Raw genomic sequence first — 14,589 nt, 5'->3', positions numbered from 1 at the left:
TACCAAAGTCCCGTGCTCTCTCCTGAAGGGGAGAGCACTATAGTAAGGAATATAGCCGTGTCTAAAGAAAAATTTGAACGTACAAAACCGCACGTTAACGTTGGTACTATCGGCCACGTTGACCACGGTAAAACTACTCTGACCGCTGCAATCACCACCGTACTGGCTAAAACCTACGGCGGTGCTGCTCGTGCATTCGACCAGATCGATAACGCGCCGGAAGAAAAAGCTCGTGGTATCACCATCAACACTTCTCACGTTGAATATGACACCCCGACCCGTCACTACGCACACGTAGACTGCCCGGGGCACGCCGACTATGTTAAAAACATGATCACCGGTGCTGCTCAGATGGACGGCGCGATCCTGGTAGTTGCTGCGACTGACGGCCCGATGCCGCAGACTCGTGAGCACATCCTGCTGGGTCGTCAGGTAGGCGTTCCGTACATCATCGTGTTCCTGAACAAATGCGACATGGTTGATGACGAAGAGCTGCTGGAACTGGTTGAAATGGAAGTTCGTGAACTTCTGTCTCAGTACGATTTCCCGGGCGACGACACTCCGATCGTTCGTGGTTCTGCTCTGAAAGCGCTGGAAGGCGACGCAGAGTGGGAAGCGAAAATCCTGGAACTGGCTGGCTTCCTGGATTCTTACATTCCGGAACCAGAGCGTGCGATTGACAAGCCGTTCCTGCTGCCGATCGAAGACGTATTCTCCATCTCCGGTCGTGGTACCGTTGTTACCGGTCGTGTAGAACGCGGTATCATCAAAGTTGGTGAAGAAGTTGAAATCGTTGGTATCAAAGAGACTCAGAAGTCTACCTGTACTGGCGTTGAAATGTTCCGCAAACTGCTGGACGAAGGCCGTGCTGGTGAGAACGTAGGTGTTCTGCTGCGTGGTATCAAACGTGAAGAAATCGAACGTGGTCAGGTACTGGCTAAGCCGGGCACCATCAAGCCGCACACCAAGTTCGAATCTGAAGTGTACATTCTGTCCAAAGATGAAGGCGGCCGTCATACTCCGTTCTTCAAAGGCTACCGTCCGCAGTTCTACTTCCGTACTACTGACGTGACTGGTACCATCGAACTGCCGGAAGGCGTAGAGATGGTAATGCCGGGCGACAACATCAAAATGGTTGTTACCCTGATCCACCCGATCGCGATGGACGACGGTCTGCGTTTCGCAATCCGTGAAGGCGGCCGTACCGTTGGCGCGGGCGTTGTTGCTAAAGTTCTGGGCTAATTACACGTTAATTAGTTTCGAATTAAAAAGGGCGCTTCGGCGCCCTTTTTGCTGCCCGTAATTTGAGCTCGAAATATTTAGTCGTAATTTCACTCGCTGAACTATGGCGCAAATTAAACTGTGCTATTGTAATCATAACCATTCTCATTTACACTTTGCGCAGAATTTGAACGGGAGCAATCATGTACGTTTGTTTGTGTAATGGTGTAAGTGACAAAAAAATTCGCCAGGCAGTCCGTCAGTTTCATCCGCAATCTTTCCAACAATTGCGTAAGTTTATTCCTGTGGGAAATCAATGCGGTAAGTGCATTCGCGCCGCGCGCGAAGTGATGCAGGACGAGTTGATGCAGATGCCAGAATTTAAAGAGATTGCCTGAAGCCCACGCTTATTTTTTGACATCCCGCTAGCCCCATCTACGCTCTAATAGTGGAAGCGGAGGGACTATAAAATGAAAGGTGATGTTAAAATCATAAATTATCTCAATAAACTATTGGGAAATGAGCTTGTCGCAATCAATCAGTATTTTCTCCATGCCCGGATGTTTAAAAACTGGGGCCTGATGCGTCTCAATGACGTCGAATACCATGAATCTATTGATGAGATGAAACACGCTGATAAATATATCGAGCGTATTTTGTTTTTAGAAGGAATCCCTAACTTACAGGATTTAGGCAAACTGGGGATTGGTGAAGATGTCGAGGAGATGCTGCAATCCGACCTGCGATTAGAACTGGAAGGCGCGAAGGATCTCCGTGAGGCTATCGCGTATGCCGACAGCGTTCATGACTATGTTAGCCGTGATATGATGATCGAGATCCTTGCCGATGAAGAAGGTCATATTGACTGGCTCGAAACTGAGCTGGATCTCATCGGTAAAATCGGTTTACAAAATTACCTGCAATCACAAATAAAAGTTAAAGATTAACGGCCTGCCAGCAAACTATCCCAGCCTACAACGAAACCCGCAGCCGCCAGAAATGGCCCAAACGGCAGCGGGTTTTTTAATGACTCTTTTCCTCTCATGAGCAGACCAATAACTACGGCTCCGCAAGCGAATGAGGCAGCAAGGAAAACCAGTCGTGGCAAGAAGGTCCATGTATGCCAGGCACCAAGGGCGGCGAGAAACTTCACATCACCATAGCCTAATCCTTCTTTATGACGCAGTATGCGATACCCCCAGTAAATGACAGCGAATGTGCCGTAACCAATAATCGCCCCCCATAACGCATCGGCTAAACCGTCAGGATTACAAACCTGATAGAACAAAAGACCTGACCAGAGTAACGGGCACGTAAATCTGTCAGGTAACAAGCCATGCTTTGCATCCCAGAAAAAAAGTAGGGCTGATAAACAAGCGTACAAAATCAGAAAGGGAAGGGTAGCGTCCATAAAACATCCTCTGTAATTGGAGTATCACCATCGAATAACTGCGGATGCTCAGCAACAGAGAAATCGCTGATTTGTTAACCTGATTCCGGTGAAAAACGCTATCTTCACAACCTTACAAATTTCGTGGAATGCAGCTCGCAATCTGCGCGTTGCGATTAATTTCTACCCGATGCTTGCGTCAGGCTCAGATTTGCGTATAATGCGCGGGCTTGTCGTAGTTGACAGCAGGTTCAATCTGAACCTCAGTTAGCCGAATTTGGCTACCTAACAATGCTCCCAATCGGGGAGCTACGTAAGAACGGTTACACTCTCCCATCAATCGTAATGGGTCTGAGGAGTAATCATTTTCGTTTATAAAATAATTGGAGCTCTGGTCTCATGCAGAACCAAAGAATCCGTATCCGCCTGAAAGCGTTTGATCATCGTCTGATCGATCAAGCAACCGCGGAAATCGTCGAGACTGCCAAGCGCACTGGTGCGCAGGTCCGTGGTCCGATCCCGCTGCCGACACGCAAAGAGCGCTTCACTGTTCTGATCTCCCCGCACGTCAACAAAGACGCGCGCGATCAGTACGAAATCCGTACTCACTTGCGTCTGGTTGACATCGTTGAGCCAACCGAGAAAACCGTTGATGCTCTGATGCGTCTGGATCTGGCTGCCGGTGTAGACGTGCAGATCAGCCTGGGTTAATCAGGTCATTGAGCGATTGAGAGGTTGAAACAATGATTGGTTTAGTCGGTAAAAAAGTGGGTATGACCCGTATCTTCACAGAAGACGGCGTTTCTATCCCAGTAACCGTAATCGAAGTTGAAGCAAACCGCGTTACTCAGGTTAAAGACCTGGCTAACGATGGCTACCGTGCTATTCAGGTAACCACCGGTGCTAAAAAAGCTAACCGTGTGACCAAGCCTGAAGCTGGCCACTTCGCTAAAGCTGGCGTAGAAGCTGGCCGTGGTCTGTGGGAATTCCGCCTGGCTGAAGGCGAAGAGTTCACTGTAGGTCAGAGCATTAGCGTTGAACTGTTTGCTGACGTTAAAAAAGTTGACGTAACTGGCACCTCTAAAGGTAAAGGTTTCGCAGGTACCGTTAAGCGCTGGAACTTCCGTACCCAGGACGCTACTCACGGTAACTCCTTGTCTCACCGCGTTCCGGGTTCTATCGGTCAGAACCAGACTCCGGGCAAAGTGTTCAAAGGCAAGAAAATGGCAGGTCAGATGGGTAACGAACGTGTAACCGTTCAGAGCCTTGACGTAGTACGCGTTGACGCTGAGCGCAACCTGCTGCTGGTTAAAGGTGCTGTCCCGGGTGCAACCGGTAGCGACCTGATCGTTAAACCAGCTGTGAAGGCGTAAGGAGATAGCAATGGAATTAGTATTGAAAGACGCGCAGAGCGCGCTGACTGTTTCCGAAACTACCTTCGGTCGTGATTTCAACGAAGCGCTGGTTCACCAGGTTGTTGTTGCTTATGCAGCTGGTGCTCGTCAGGGTACTCGTGCTCAGAAGACTCGTGCTGAAGTAACTGGTTCCGGTAAAAAACCGTGGCGCCAGAAAGGCACCGGCCGTGCGCGTTCTGGTTCTATCAAGAGCCCGATCTGGCGTTCTGGTGGCGTGACCTTTGCTGCTCGTCCGCAGGACCACAGTCAAAAAGTTAACAAGAAGATGTACCGCGGCGCGCTGAAAAGCATCCTGTCCGAACTGGTACGTCAGGATCGTCTGATCGTTGTCGAGAAGTTCTCTGTAGAAGCGCCGAAAACTAAGCTGCTGGCACAGAAACTGAAAGACATGGCTCTGGAAGATGTGCTGATCATCACCGGTGAGCTGGACGAAAACCTGTTCCTGGCTGCGCGCAACCTGCACAAGGTTGACGTACGCGATGCAACTGGTATCGACCCGGTTAGCCTGATCGCCTTCGACAAAGTCGTAATGACTGCTGATGCTGTTAAGCAAGTTGAGGAGATGCTGGCATGATTCGTGAAGAACGTCTGCTGAAGGTGCTGCGTGCACCGCACGTTTCTGAAAAAGCGTCTACTGCGATGGAAAAATCCAACACCATCGTACTCAAAGTTGCTAAAGACGCGACCAAAGCAGAAATCAAAGCTGCTGTGCAGAAACTGTTTGAAGTCGAAGTCGAAGTCGTTAACACCCTGGTAGTTAAAGGGAAAGTTAAACGTCACGGACAGCGTATCGGTCGTCGTAGCGACTGGAAAAAAGCTTACGTCACCCTGAAAGAAGGCCAGAATCTGGACTTCGTTGGCGGCGCTGAGTAAGTCGGAGGAGTAATACAATGGCAGTTGTTAAATGTAAACCGACATCTCCGGGTCGTCGCCACGTTGTTAAAGTGGTTAACCCTGAGCTGCACAAGGGCAAACCTTTTGCTCCGTTGCTGGAAAAAAACAGCAAATCCGGTGGTCGTAACAACAATGGCCGTATCACCACTCGTCATATCGGTGGTGGCCACAAGCAGGCTTACCGTATTGTTGACTTCAAACGCAACAAAGACGGTATCCCGGCAGTTGTTGAACGTCTTGAGTACGATCCGAACCGTTCCGCGAACATCGCGCTGGTTCTGTACAAAGACGGTGAACGCCGTTACATCCTGGCCCCTAAAGGCCTGAAAGCTGGCGACCAGATTCAGTCTGGCGTTGATGCTGCAATCAAACCAGGTAACACCCTGCCGATGCGCAACATCCCGGTTGGTTCTACTGTTCATAACGTAGAAATGAAACCAGGTAAAGGCGGTCAGCTGGCACGTTCCGCTGGTACTTACGTTCAGATCGTTGCTCGTGATGGTGCTTATGTCACCCTGCGTCTGCGTTCTGGTGAAATGCGTAAAGTTGAAGCAGACTGCCGTGCAACTCTGGGCGAAGTTGGCAATGCTGAGCATATGCTGCGCGTTCTGGGTAAAGCAGGTGCTGCACGCTGGCGTGGTGTTCGTCCGACCGTTCGCGGTACCGCGATGAACCCGGTAGACCACCCACATGGTGGTGGTGAAGGTCGTAACTTTGGTAAGCACCCGGTAACTCCGTGGGGCGTTCAGACCAAAGGTAAGAAGACCCGCAGCAACAAGCGTACTGATAAATTCATCGTACGTCGCCGTAGCAAATAATTTTAGAGGATAAGCCATGCCACGTTCTCTCAAGAAAGGTCCTTTTATTGACCTGCACTTGCTGAAGAAGGTAGAGAAAGCGGTGGAAAGCGGAGACAAGAAGCCCCTGCGCACTTGGTCCCGTCGTTCAACGATCTTTCCTAACATGATCGGTTTGACCATCGCTGTCCATAATGGTCGTCAGCACGTTCCGGTATTTGTAACCGACGAAATGGTCGGTCACAAACTGGGTGAATTCGCACCGACTCGTACTTATCGCGGCCACGCTGCTGATAAAAAAGCGAAGAAGAAATAAGGTAGGAGGAAGAGATGGAAACTATCGCTAAACATCGCCATGCTCGTTCTTCTGCTCAGAAGGTTCGCCTTGTTGCTGACCTGATTCGCGGTAAGAAAGTGTCGCAGGCTCTGGATATTTTGACCTACACCAACAAGAAAGCGGCTGTACTGGTCAAGAAAGTTCTGGAATCTGCCATTGCTAACGCTGAACACAACGATGGCGCTGACATTGACGATCTGAAAGTTACGAAAATTTTCGTAGACGAAGGCCCGAGCATGAAGCGCATTATGCCGCGTGCAAAAGGTCGTGCAGATCGCATCCTGAAGCGCACCAGCCACATCACTGTGGTTGTGTCCGATCGCTGAGACTCTGGAGACTAGCAATGGGTCAGAAAGTACATCCTAATGGTATTCGCCTGGGTATTGTAAAACCATGGAACTCTACCTGGTTTGCGAACACCAAAGAATTCGCTGACAACCTGGACAGCGATTTTAAAGTACGTCAGTACCTGACTAAGGAACTGGCTAAAGCGTCCGTATCTCGTATCGTTATCGAGCGTCCGGCTAAGAGCATCCGTGTAACCATTCACACTGCTCGCCCGGGTATCGTTATCGGTAAAAAAGGTGAAGACGTAGAAAAACTGCGTAAGGTCGTAGCGGACATCGCTGGCGTTCCTGCACAGATCAACATCGCCGAAGTTCGTAAGCCTGAACTGGACGCAAAACTGGTTGCTGACAGCATCACTTCTCAGCTGGAACGTCGCGTTATGTTCCGTCGTGCTATGAAGCGTGCTGTACAGAACGCAATGCGTCTGGGCGCTAAAGGTATTAAAGTTGAAGTTAGCGGCCGTCTGGGCGGCGCGGAAATCGCACGTACCGAATGGTACCGCGAAGGTCGCGTACCGCTGCACACTCTGCGTGCTGACATCGACTACAACACCTCTGAAGCGCACACCACTTACGGTGTAATCGGCGTTAAAGTGTGGATCTTCAAAGGCGAGATCCTGGGTGGTATGGCTGCTGTTGAACAACCGGAAAAACCGGCTGCTCAGCCTAAAAAGCAGCAGCGTAAAGGCCGTAAATAAGGAGCGTCGCTGATGTTACAACCAAAGCGTACAAAATTCCGTAAAATGCACAAAGGCCGTAACCGCGGTCTGGCGCAGGGTACGGATGTTAGCTTCGGCAGCTTCGGTCTGAAAGCTGTTGGCCGTGGTCGTCTGACTGCACGTCAGATCGAAGCAGCACGTCGTGCTATGACCCGTGCAGTTAAGCGTCAAGGTAAGATCTGGATCCGTGTGTTCCCGGACAAACCGATCACTGAAAAGCCGCTGGCAGTGCGTATGGGTAAAGGTAAAGGTAACGTGGAGTATTGGGTTGCCTTGATTCAGCCGGGTAAAGTCCTGTATGAAATGGACGGTGTTCCGGAAGAGCTGGCCCGTGAAGCATTCAAGCTGGCAGCAGCGAAACTGCCGATTAAAACCACCTTTGTAACTAAGACGGTGATGTAATGAAAGCAAAAGAGCTGCGTGAGAAGAGCGTTGAAGAGCTGAACACCGAGCTGCTGAACCTGCTGCGTGAGCAGTTCAACCTGCGTATGCAGGCTGCAAGTGGCCAGCTGCAACAGTCTCACCTGTTGAAGCAAGTGCGTCGCGATGTCGCACGCGTTAAGACTTTACTGAACGAGAAGGCGGGTGCGTAATGACCGATAAAATCCGTACTCTGCAAGGTCGCGTTGTTAGCGACAAAATGGAGAAATCCATTGTTGTTGCTATCGAACGTTTTGTGAAACACCCGATCTACGGTAAATTCATCAAGCGTACGACCAAACTGCACGTACATGACGAGAACAACGAATGCGGTATCGGTGACGTGGTTGAAATCCGCGAATGCCGTCCGCTGTCCAAGACTAAATCCTGGACGCTGGTTCGCGTTGTAGAGAAAGCGGTTCTGTAATACAGTACACTCTCTCGATACGAATAAACGGCTCAGAAATGAGCCGTTTATTTTTTCTACCCATATCCTTGAAGCGGTGTTATAATGCCGCGCCCTCGATATGGGGATTTTTAACGACCTGATTTTCGGGTCTCAGTAGTAGTTGACATTAGCGGAGCACTAAAATGATCCAAGAACAGACTATGCTGAACGTCGCCGACAACTCCGGTGCACGTCGCGTAATGTGTATCAAGGTTCTGGGTGGCTCGCACCGTCGCTACGCAGGCGTAGGCGACATCATCAAGATCACCATCAAAGAAGCAATTCCGCGTGGTAAGGTCAAAAAAGGTGATGTGCTGAAGGCGGTAGTGGTGCGCACCAAGAAGGGTGTTCGTCGCCCGGACGGTTCTGTCATTCGCTTCGATGGTAATGCTTGTGTTCTTCTGAACAACAACAGCGAGCAGCCTATCGGTACGCGTATTTTTGGGCCGGTAACTCGTGAGCTTCGTAGTGAGAAGTTCATGAAAATTATCTCTCTGGCACCAGAAGTACTCTAAGGAGCGAATCATGGCAGCGAAAATCCGTCGTGATGACGAAGTTATCGTGTTAACCGGTAAAGATAAAGGTAAACGCGGTAAAGTTAAGAATGTCCTGTCTTCCGGCAAGGTCATTGTTGAAGGTATCAACCTGGTTAAGAAACATCAGAAGCCGGTTCCGGCCCTGAACCAACCGGGTGGCATCGTTGAAAAAGAAGCCGCTATTCAGGTTTCCAACGTAGCAATCTTCAATGCGGCAACCGGCAAGGCTGACCGTGTAGGCTTTAGATTCGAAGACGGTAAAAAAGTCCGTTTCTTCAAGTCTAACAGCGAAACTATCAAGTAATTTGGAGTAGTACGATGGCGAAACTGCATGATTACTACAAAGACGAAGTAGTTAAAAAACTCATGACTGAGTTTAACTACAATTCTGTCATGCAAGTCCCTCGGGTCGAGAAGATCACCCTGAACATGGGTGTTGGTGAAGCGATCGCTGACAAAAAACTGCTGGATAACGCAGCAGCAGACCTGGCAGCAATCTCCGGTCAAAAACCGCTGATCACCAAAGCACGCAAATCTGTTGCAGGCTTCAAAATCCGTCAGGGCTATCCGATCGGCTGTAAAGTAACTCTGCGTGGCGAACGCATGTGGGAGTTCTTTGAGCGCCTGATCACTATTGCTGTACCTCGTATCCGTGACTTCCGTGGCCTGTCCGCTAAGTCTTTCGACGGTCGTGGTAACTACAGCATGGGTGTCCGTGAGCAGATCATCTTCCCAGAAATCGACTACGATAAAGTCGACCGCGTTCGTGGTTTGGATATTACCATTACCACTACTGCGAAATCTGACGAAGAAGGCCGCGCTCTGCTGGCTGCCTTTGACTTCCCGTTCCGCAAGTAAGGTAGGGTTACTAAATGGCTAAGCAATCAATGAAAGCACGCGAAGTAAAACGCGTAGCTTTAGCTGATAAATACTTCGCGAAACGCGCTGAACTGAAAGCGATCATCTCTGATGTGAACGCTTCCGACGAAGATCGTTGGAACGCTGTTCTCAAGCTGCAGACTCTGCCGCGTGATTCCAGCCCGTCTCGTCAGCGTAACCGCTGCCGTCAAACAGGTCGTCCGCATGGTTTCCTGCGGAAGTTCGGGTTGAGCCGTATTAAGGTCCGTGAAGCCGCTATGCGCGGTGAAATCCCGGGTCTGAAAAAGGCTAGCTGGTAATTGTCACCAATTGAATCACGGGAGTAAAGACAGATGAGCATGCAAGATCCGATCGCGGATATGCTGACCCGTATCCGTAACGGTCAGGCCGCGAACAAAGCTGCGGTCACCATGCCTTCCTCCAAGCTGAAAGTGGCAATCGCCAACGTGCTGAAGGAAGAAGGTTTTATTGAAGATTTTAAAGTTGAAGGCGACACCAAGCCTGAACTGGAACTTACTCTGAAGTATTTCCAGGGCAAAGCTGTTGTAGAAAGCATTCAGCGTGTCAGCCGCCCAGGTCTGCGCATCTATAAACGTAAAGATGAGCTGCCGAAAGTTATGGCGGGTCTGGGTATCGCAGTTGTTTCTACCTCTAAAGGTGTTATGACTGATCGTGCAGCGCGCCAGGCTGGTCTTGGTGGCGAAATTATCTGCTACGTAGCCTAATCGGAGGAAAAAATGTCTCGTGTTGCTAAAGCACCGGTCGTTGTTCCTGCCGGCGTTGACGTAAAAATCAACGGTCAGGTTATTACGATCAAAGGTAAAAACGGCGAGCTGACTCGTACTCTCAACGATGCTGTTGAAGTTAAACATGCAGATAATACCCTGACCTTCGGTCCGCGTGATGGTTACGCAGACGGTTGGGCACAGGCTGGTACCGCGCGTGCCCTGCTGAACTCAATGGTTATCGGTGTTACCGAAGGCTTCACTAAGAAGCTGCAGCTGGTTGGTGTAGGTTACCGTGCAGCGGTTAAAGGCAATGTGATTAACCTGTCTCTGGGTTTCTCTCATCCTGTTGACCATCAGCTGCCTGCGGGTATCACTGCTGAATGTCCGACTCAGACTGAAATCGTGCTGAAAGGCGCTGATAAGCAGGTGATCGGCCAGGTTGCAGCGGATCTGCGCGCCTACCGTCGTCCTGAGCCTTACAAAGGCAAGGGTGTTCGTTACGCCGACGAAGTCGTGCGTACCAAAGAGGCTAAGAAGAAGTAAGGTAACACTATGGATAAGAAATCTGCTCGTATCCGTCGTGCGACCCGCGCACGCCGCAAGCTCCAGGAGCTGGGCGCAACTCGCCTGGTGGTACATCGTACCCCGCGTCACATTTACGCACAGGTAATTGCACCGAACGGTTCTGAAGTTCTGGTAGCTGCTTCTACTGTAGAAAAAGCTATCGCTGAACAACTGAAGTACACCGGTAACAAAGACGCGGCTGCAGCTGTGGGTAAAGCTGTCGCTGAACGCGCTCTGGAAAAAGGCATCAAAGATGTATCCTTTGACCGTTCCGGGTTCCAATATCATGGTCGTGTCCAGGCACTGGCAGATGCTGCCCGTGAAGCTGGCCTTCAGTTCTAAGGTAGAGGTGTAAGATGGCTCACATCGAAAAACAAGCTGGCGAACTGCAGGAAAAGCTGATCGCGGTAAACCGCGTATCTAAAACCGTTAAAGGTGGTCGTATTTTCTCCTTCACAGCTCTGACTGTAGTTGGCGATGGTAACGGTCGCGTTGGTTTTGGTTACGGTAAAGCGCGTGAAGTTCCAGCAGCGATCCAGAAAGCGATGGAAAAAGCCCGTCGCAATATGATTAACGTCGCGCTGAATAACGGCACTCTGCAACACCCTGTTAAAGGTGTTCATACGGGTTCTCGCGTATTCATGCAGCCGGCTTCCGAAGGTACCGGTATCATCGCCGGTGGTGCAATGCGCGCCGTTCTGGAAGTCGCTGGGGTTCATAACGTTCTGGCTAAAGCGTATGGTTCCACCAACCCGATTAACGTGGTTCGTGCAACTATCGATGGCCTGGAAAATATGAATTCTCCAGAAATGGTCGCTGCCAAGCGTGGTAAATCCGTTGAAGAAATTCTGGGGAAATAAACCATGGCAAAGACTATTAAAATTACTCAAACCCGCAGTGCAATCGGTCGTCTGCCGAAACACAAGGCAACGCTGCTTGGCCTGGGTCTGCGTCGTATTGGTCACACCGTAGAGCGCGAGGATACTCCTGCTATTCGCGGTATGATCAACGCGGTTTCCTTCATGGTTAAAGTTGAGGAGTAAGAGATGCGTTTAAATACTCTGTCTCCGGCCGAAGGCTCCAAAAAGGCGGGTAAACGCCTGGGTCGTGGTATCGGTTCTGGCCTCGGTAAAACCGGTGGTCGTGGTCACAAAGGTCAGAAGTCTCGTTCTGGCGGTGGCGTACGTCGCGGTTTCGAGGGTGGTCAGATGCCTCTGTACCGTCGTCTGCCGAAATTCGGCTTCACTTCTCGTAAAGCAGCGATTACAGCCGAAGTTCGTCTGTCTGACCTGGCTAAAGTAGAAGGCGGTGTTGTAGACCTGAACACGCTGAAAGCGGCTAACATTATCGGTATCCAGATCGAGTTCGCGAAAGTGATCCTGGCTGGCGAAGTAACTACTCCGGTAACTGTTCGTGGCCTGCGTGTTACTAAAGGCGCTCGTGCTGCTATCGAAGCTGCTGGCGGTAAAATCGAGGAATAAGTAGCAGATGGCTAAACAACCGGGATTAGATTTTCAAAGTGCCAAAGGTGGCTTAGGCGAGCTGAAACGCAGACTGCTGTTTGTTATCGGTGCGCTGATTGTGTTCCGTATTGGCTCTTTTATTCCGATCCCTGGTATTGATGCCGCTGTACTTGCCAAACTGCTTGAGCAACAGCGAGGCACCATCATTGAAATGTTTAACATGTTCTCTGGTGGTGCTCTCAGCCGTGCTTCTATCTTTGCTCTGGGGATCATGCCGTATATTTCGGCATCGATCATTATCCAGCTGCTGACGGTGGTTCACCCAACGTTGGCAGAAATTAAGAAAGAAGGGGAGTCTGGTCGTCGTAAGATCAGCCAGTACACCCGCTACGGTACTCTGGTGCTGGCAATATTCCAGTCGATCGGTATTGCTACCGGTCTGCCGAATATGCCTGGTATGCAAGGCCTGGTCATTAACCCGGGCTTTGCATTCTACTTCACCGCTGTTGTAAGTCTGGTCACAGGAACCATGTTCCTGATGTGGTTGGGCGAACAGATTACTGAACGAGGTATCGGCAACGGTATTTCAATCATTATCTTCGCCGGTATTGTCGCGGGACTCCCGCCAGCCATTGCCCATACTATCGAGCAAGCGCGTCAAGGCGACCTGCACTTCCTCGTGTTGCTGTTGGTTGCAGTATTAGTATTTGCAGTGACGTTCTTTGTTGTATTTGTTGAGCGTGGTCAACGCCGCATTGTGGTAAACTACGCGAAACGTCAGCAAGGTCGTCGTGTCTATGCTGCACAGAGCACACATTTACCGCTGAAAGTGAATATGGCGGGGGTAATCCCGGCAATCTTCGCTTCCAGTATTATTCTGTTCCCGGCGACCATCGCGTCATGGTTCGGGGGCGGTACTGGTTGGAACTGGCTGACAACAATTTCGCTGTATTTGCAGCCTGGGCAACCGCTTTATGTGTTACTCTATGCGTCTGCAATCATCTTCTTCTGTTTCTTCTACACGGCGTTGGTTTTCAACCCGCGTGAAACAGCAGATAACCTGAAGAAGTCCGGTGCATTTGTACCAGGAATTCGTCCGGGAGAGCAAACGGCGAAGTATATCGATAAAGTAATGACCCGCCTGACCCTGGTTGGTGCGCTGTACATTACCTTTATCTGCCTGATCCCGGAGTTCATGCGTGATGCAATGAAAGTACCGTTCTACTTCGGTGGGACCTCACTGCTTATCGTTGTTGTCGTGATTATGGACTTTATGGCTCAAGTGCAAACTCTGATGATGTCCAGTCAGTATGAGTCTGCATTGAAGAAGGCGAACCTGAAAGGCTACGGCCGATAATTGGTCGCCCGAGAAGTTACGGAGAGTAAAAATGAAAGTTCGTGCTTCCGTCAAGAAATTATGCCGTAACTGCAAAATCGTTAAGCGTGATGGTGTCATCCGTGTGATTTGCAGTGCCGAGCCGAAGCATAAACAGCGCCAAGGCTGATTTTTTCGCATATTTTTCTTGCAAAGTTGGGTTGAGCTGGCTAGATTAGCCAGCCAATCTTTTGTATGTCTGTGCGTTTCCATTTGAGTATCCTGAAAACGGGCTTTTCAGCATGGAACGTACATATTAAATAGTAGGAGTGCATAGTGGCCCGTATAGCAGGCATTAACATTCCTGATCATAAGCATGCCGTAATCGCATTAACTTCGATTTATGGCGTCGGCAAGACCCGTTCTAAAGCCATCCTGGCTGCAGCGGGTATCGCTGAAGATGTTAAGATCAGTGAGCTGTCTGAAGGACAAATCGACACGCTGCGTGACGAAGTTGCCAAATTTGTCGTTGAAGGTGATCTGCGCCGTGAAATCAGCATGAGCATCAAGCGCCTGATGGATCTTGGTTGCTATCGCGGTTTGCGTCATCGTCGTGGTCTCCCGGTTCGCGGTCAGCGTACCAAGACCAACGCACGTACCCGTAAGGGTCCGCGCAAACCGATCAAGAAATAATCGGGGTGATTGAATAATGGCAAAGGCACCAATTCGTGCACGTAAACGTGTAAGAAAACAAGTCTCTGACGGCGTGGCTCATATCCATGCTTCTTTCAACAACACCATCGTGACTATCACTGATCGTCAGGGTAACGCGTTGGGTTGGGCAACAGCCGGTGGTTCCGGTTTCCGTGGTTCTCGCAAATCCACTCCGTTTGCAGCTCAGGTTGCAGCAGAGCGTTGCGCTGACGCCGTGAAAGAATACGGCATCAAGAATCTGGAAGTTATGGTTAAAGGTCCGGGTCCAGGCCGCGAATCTACTATTCGTGCTCTGAACGCCGCAGGTTTCCGCATCACTAACATTACTGATGTGACTCCGATCCCTCATAACGGTTGTCGTCCGCCGAAAAAACGTCGCGTATAACGCCTCGTTTTCCAGGT

General features: G+C 50.2%; 29 protein-coding genes. 28 read left to right on the top strand and 1 reads right to left on the bottom strand.

Features of this window, described 5'->3' with window-relative positions; genetic code table 11:
• Positions 1–57 precede the first annotated feature (57 nt).
• The 3 genes from tuf to bfr all read left to right on the top strand — a co-directional run bounded on the left by tuf (position 58) and on the right by bfr (position 2,168).
• A complete protein-coding gene (gene tuf / locus QUE34_RS20255) occupies positions 58–1,242 on the top strand; it encodes an elongation factor Tu (protein ID WP_000031783.1) in 1,185 nt (394 codons plus the stop codon).
• Positions 1,243–1,424: 182 nt separating this feature from the next.
• Positions 1,425–1,619, top strand: a complete 195-nt coding sequence (gene bfd / locus QUE34_RS20250; RefSeq protein ID WP_000289090.1) for a bacterioferritin-associated ferredoxin — start codon at positions 1,425–1,427, stop codon at positions 1,617–1,619.
• Positions 1,620–1,691: 72 nt separating this feature from the next.
• The gene (gene bfr / locus QUE34_RS20245; RefSeq protein WP_000675515.1) at positions 1,692–2,168 is read left to right on the top strand and encodes a bacterioferritin; all 477 of its coding nucleotides are present in this window, start codon (positions 1,692–1,694) and stop codon (positions 2,166–2,168) included.
• On the opposite strand, the gene QUE34_RS20240 is transcribed toward bfr, so the two are convergent.
• Complete coding sequence (locus QUE34_RS20240; protein ID WP_000340159.1) at positions 2,165–2,632, bottom strand: prepilin peptidase; 468 nt, start codon at positions 2,630–2,632, stop codon at positions 2,165–2,167. The genes bfr and QUE34_RS20240 overlap by 4 nt on opposite strands.
• Before the next feature lie 378 nt (positions 2,633–3,010).
• Between QUE34_RS20240 and rpsJ the strand changes: the two genes are divergently transcribed.
• The 25 genes from rpsJ to rpsK all read left to right on the top strand — a co-directional run bounded on the left by rpsJ (position 3,011) and on the right by rpsK (position 14,572).
• Positions 3,011–3,322: a 30S ribosomal protein S10 gene (rpsJ, locus tag QUE34_RS20235; protein WP_001181004.1), complete on the top strand. Its 312-nt coding sequence runs from the start codon at positions 3,011–3,013 to the stop codon at positions 3,320–3,322.
• A gap of 32 nt (positions 3,323–3,354) precedes the next feature.
• Complete coding sequence (gene rplC / locus QUE34_RS20230) at positions 3,355–3,984, top strand: 50S ribosomal protein L3 (protein ID WP_000579833.1); 630 nt, start codon at positions 3,355–3,357, stop codon at positions 3,982–3,984.
• A gap of 10 nt (positions 3,985–3,994) precedes the next feature.
• A complete protein-coding gene (gene rplD, locus QUE34_RS20225) occupies positions 3,995–4,600 on the top strand; it encodes a 50S ribosomal protein L4 (RefSeq protein ID WP_000424395.1) in 606 nt (201 codons plus the stop codon).
• Positions 4,597–4,899, top strand: a complete 303-nt coding sequence (gene rplW, locus QUE34_RS20220) for a 50S ribosomal protein L23 (RefSeq protein WP_000617544.1) — start codon at positions 4,597–4,599, stop codon at positions 4,897–4,899. Before rplD ends, rplW begins: the two co-directional genes overlap by 4 nt.
• A gap of 17 nt (positions 4,900–4,916) precedes the next feature.
• On the top strand, positions 4,917–5,738 hold the full coding sequence (gene rplB, locus QUE34_RS20215) for a 50S ribosomal protein L2 (RefSeq protein WP_000301864.1): 822 nt from the start codon (positions 4,917–4,919) through the stop codon (positions 5,736–5,738).
• Positions 5,739–5,754: 16 nt separating this feature from the next.
• The gene (gene rpsS / locus QUE34_RS20210; protein WP_001138117.1) at positions 5,755–6,033 is read left to right on the top strand and encodes a 30S ribosomal protein S19; all 279 of its coding nucleotides are present in this window, start codon (positions 5,755–5,757) and stop codon (positions 6,031–6,033) included.
• A 14-nt stretch (positions 6,034–6,047) separates the two neighbouring features.
• The gene (rplV, locus tag QUE34_RS20205) at positions 6,048–6,380 is read left to right on the top strand and encodes a 50S ribosomal protein L22 (RefSeq protein WP_000447529.1); all 333 of its coding nucleotides are present in this window, start codon (positions 6,048–6,050) and stop codon (positions 6,378–6,380) included.
• 17 nt (positions 6,381–6,397) lie between these two features.
• Entirely contained in the window at positions 6,398–7,099 is a 702-nt protein-coding gene (gene rpsC / locus QUE34_RS20200) for a 30S ribosomal protein S3 (RefSeq protein WP_000529945.1), read from the top strand.
• Positions 7,100–7,111: 12 nt separating this feature from the next.
• Positions 7,112–7,522, top strand: coding sequence for a 50S ribosomal protein L16 (gene rplP / locus QUE34_RS20195; RefSeq protein ID WP_000941212.1), 411 nt, complete (start codon positions 7,112–7,114; stop codon positions 7,520–7,522).
• On the top strand, positions 7,522–7,713 hold the full coding sequence (gene rpmC / locus QUE34_RS20190) for a 50S ribosomal protein L29 (protein WP_000644741.1): 192 nt from the start codon (positions 7,522–7,524) through the stop codon (positions 7,711–7,713). The genes rplP and rpmC overlap by 1 nt, the downstream gene beginning before the upstream one ends.
• The gene (gene rpsQ / locus QUE34_RS20185) at positions 7,713–7,967 is read left to right on the top strand and encodes a 30S ribosomal protein S17 (RefSeq protein WP_000130100.1); all 255 of its coding nucleotides are present in this window, start codon (positions 7,713–7,715) and stop codon (positions 7,965–7,967) included. Before rpmC ends, rpsQ begins: the two co-directional genes overlap by 1 nt.
• 164 nt (positions 7,968–8,131) lie before the next feature.
• Positions 8,132–8,503 carry a 50S ribosomal protein L14 gene (rplN, locus tag QUE34_RS20180; protein WP_000613955.1) on the top strand — a complete coding sequence of 124 codons (372 nt, stop codon included), beginning with the start codon at positions 8,132–8,134 and terminating at the stop codon, positions 8,501–8,503.
• Positions 8,504–8,513: 10 nt separating this feature from the next.
• Entirely contained in the window at positions 8,514–8,828 is a 315-nt protein-coding gene (rplX, locus tag QUE34_RS20175; protein WP_000729185.1) for a 50S ribosomal protein L24, read from the top strand.
• Between the two features lie 14 nt (positions 8,829–8,842).
• A complete protein-coding gene (gene rplE / locus QUE34_RS20170; RefSeq protein ID WP_001096200.1) occupies positions 8,843–9,382 on the top strand; it encodes a 50S ribosomal protein L5 in 540 nt (179 codons plus the stop codon).
• 14 nt (positions 9,383–9,396) lie between these two features.
• Positions 9,397–9,702, top strand: coding sequence for a 30S ribosomal protein S14 (rpsN, locus tag QUE34_RS20165; protein ID WP_001118930.1), 306 nt, complete (start codon positions 9,397–9,399; stop codon positions 9,700–9,702).
• Between the two features lie 33 nt (positions 9,703–9,735).
• Positions 9,736–10,128 (top strand): 30S ribosomal protein S8, encoded by a 393-nt coding sequence (gene rpsH, locus QUE34_RS20160; protein WP_000062611.1) that lies wholly within the window; start codon positions 9,736–9,738, stop codon positions 10,126–10,128.
• Between the two features lie 12 nt (positions 10,129–10,140).
• The gene (gene rplF, locus QUE34_RS20155) at positions 10,141–10,674 is read left to right on the top strand and encodes a 50S ribosomal protein L6 (RefSeq protein ID WP_000091945.1); all 534 of its coding nucleotides are present in this window, start codon (positions 10,141–10,143) and stop codon (positions 10,672–10,674) included.
• 9 nt (positions 10,675–10,683) lie between these two features.
• The gene (gene rplR / locus QUE34_RS20150) at positions 10,684–11,037 is read left to right on the top strand and encodes a 50S ribosomal protein L18 (RefSeq protein WP_000358960.1); all 354 of its coding nucleotides are present in this window, start codon (positions 10,684–10,686) and stop codon (positions 11,035–11,037) included.
• A 14-nt stretch (positions 11,038–11,051) separates the two neighbouring features.
• On the top strand, positions 11,052–11,555 hold the full coding sequence (rpsE, locus tag QUE34_RS20145; RefSeq protein ID WP_000940121.1) for a 30S ribosomal protein S5: 504 nt from the start codon (positions 11,052–11,054) through the stop codon (positions 11,553–11,555).
• A gap of 3 nt (positions 11,556–11,558) precedes the next feature.
• Positions 11,559–11,738, top strand: a complete 180-nt coding sequence (gene rpmD, locus QUE34_RS20140; protein WP_001140433.1) for a 50S ribosomal protein L30 — start codon at positions 11,559–11,561, stop codon at positions 11,736–11,738.
• Positions 11,739–11,741: 3 nt separating this feature from the next.
• Positions 11,742–12,176 (top strand): 50S ribosomal protein L15, encoded by a 435-nt coding sequence (gene rplO, locus QUE34_RS20135; protein ID WP_001238917.1) that lies wholly within the window; start codon positions 11,742–11,744, stop codon positions 12,174–12,176.
• A 7-nt stretch (positions 12,177–12,183) separates the two neighbouring features.
• Positions 12,184–13,515, top strand: coding sequence for a preprotein translocase subunit SecY (secY, locus tag QUE34_RS20130; RefSeq protein ID WP_001118861.1), 1,332 nt, complete (start codon positions 12,184–12,186; stop codon positions 13,513–13,515).
• 31 nt (positions 13,516–13,546) lie between these two features.
• Positions 13,547–13,663 carry a 50S ribosomal protein L36 gene (gene rpmJ / locus QUE34_RS20125; RefSeq protein ID WP_000868187.1) on the top strand — a complete coding sequence of 39 codons (117 nt, stop codon included), beginning with the start codon at positions 13,547–13,549 and terminating at the stop codon, positions 13,661–13,663.
• Between the two features lie 146 nt (positions 13,664–13,809).
• Positions 13,810–14,166: a 30S ribosomal protein S13 gene (gene rpsM / locus QUE34_RS20120; protein ID WP_000090775.1), complete on the top strand. Its 357-nt coding sequence runs from the start codon at positions 13,810–13,812 to the stop codon at positions 14,164–14,166.
• A gap of 16 nt (positions 14,167–14,182) precedes the next feature.
• Positions 14,183–14,572, top strand: a complete 390-nt coding sequence (gene rpsK, locus QUE34_RS20115; protein ID WP_001029684.1) for a 30S ribosomal protein S11 — start codon at positions 14,183–14,185, stop codon at positions 14,570–14,572.
• The last annotated feature ends 17 nt before the right edge of the window (positions 14,573–14,589 follow it).

Source organism: Escherichia sp. KS167_9B, assembly GCF_030295215.1.
GTDB classification, from domain to species: domain Bacteria; phylum Pseudomonadota; class Gammaproteobacteria; order Enterobacterales; family Enterobacteriaceae; genus Escherichia; species Escherichia coli_F.
The sequence above is the reverse complement of the archived record's forward strand: the minus strand, read 5'-3'. Positions and strand labels throughout refer to the sequence as shown.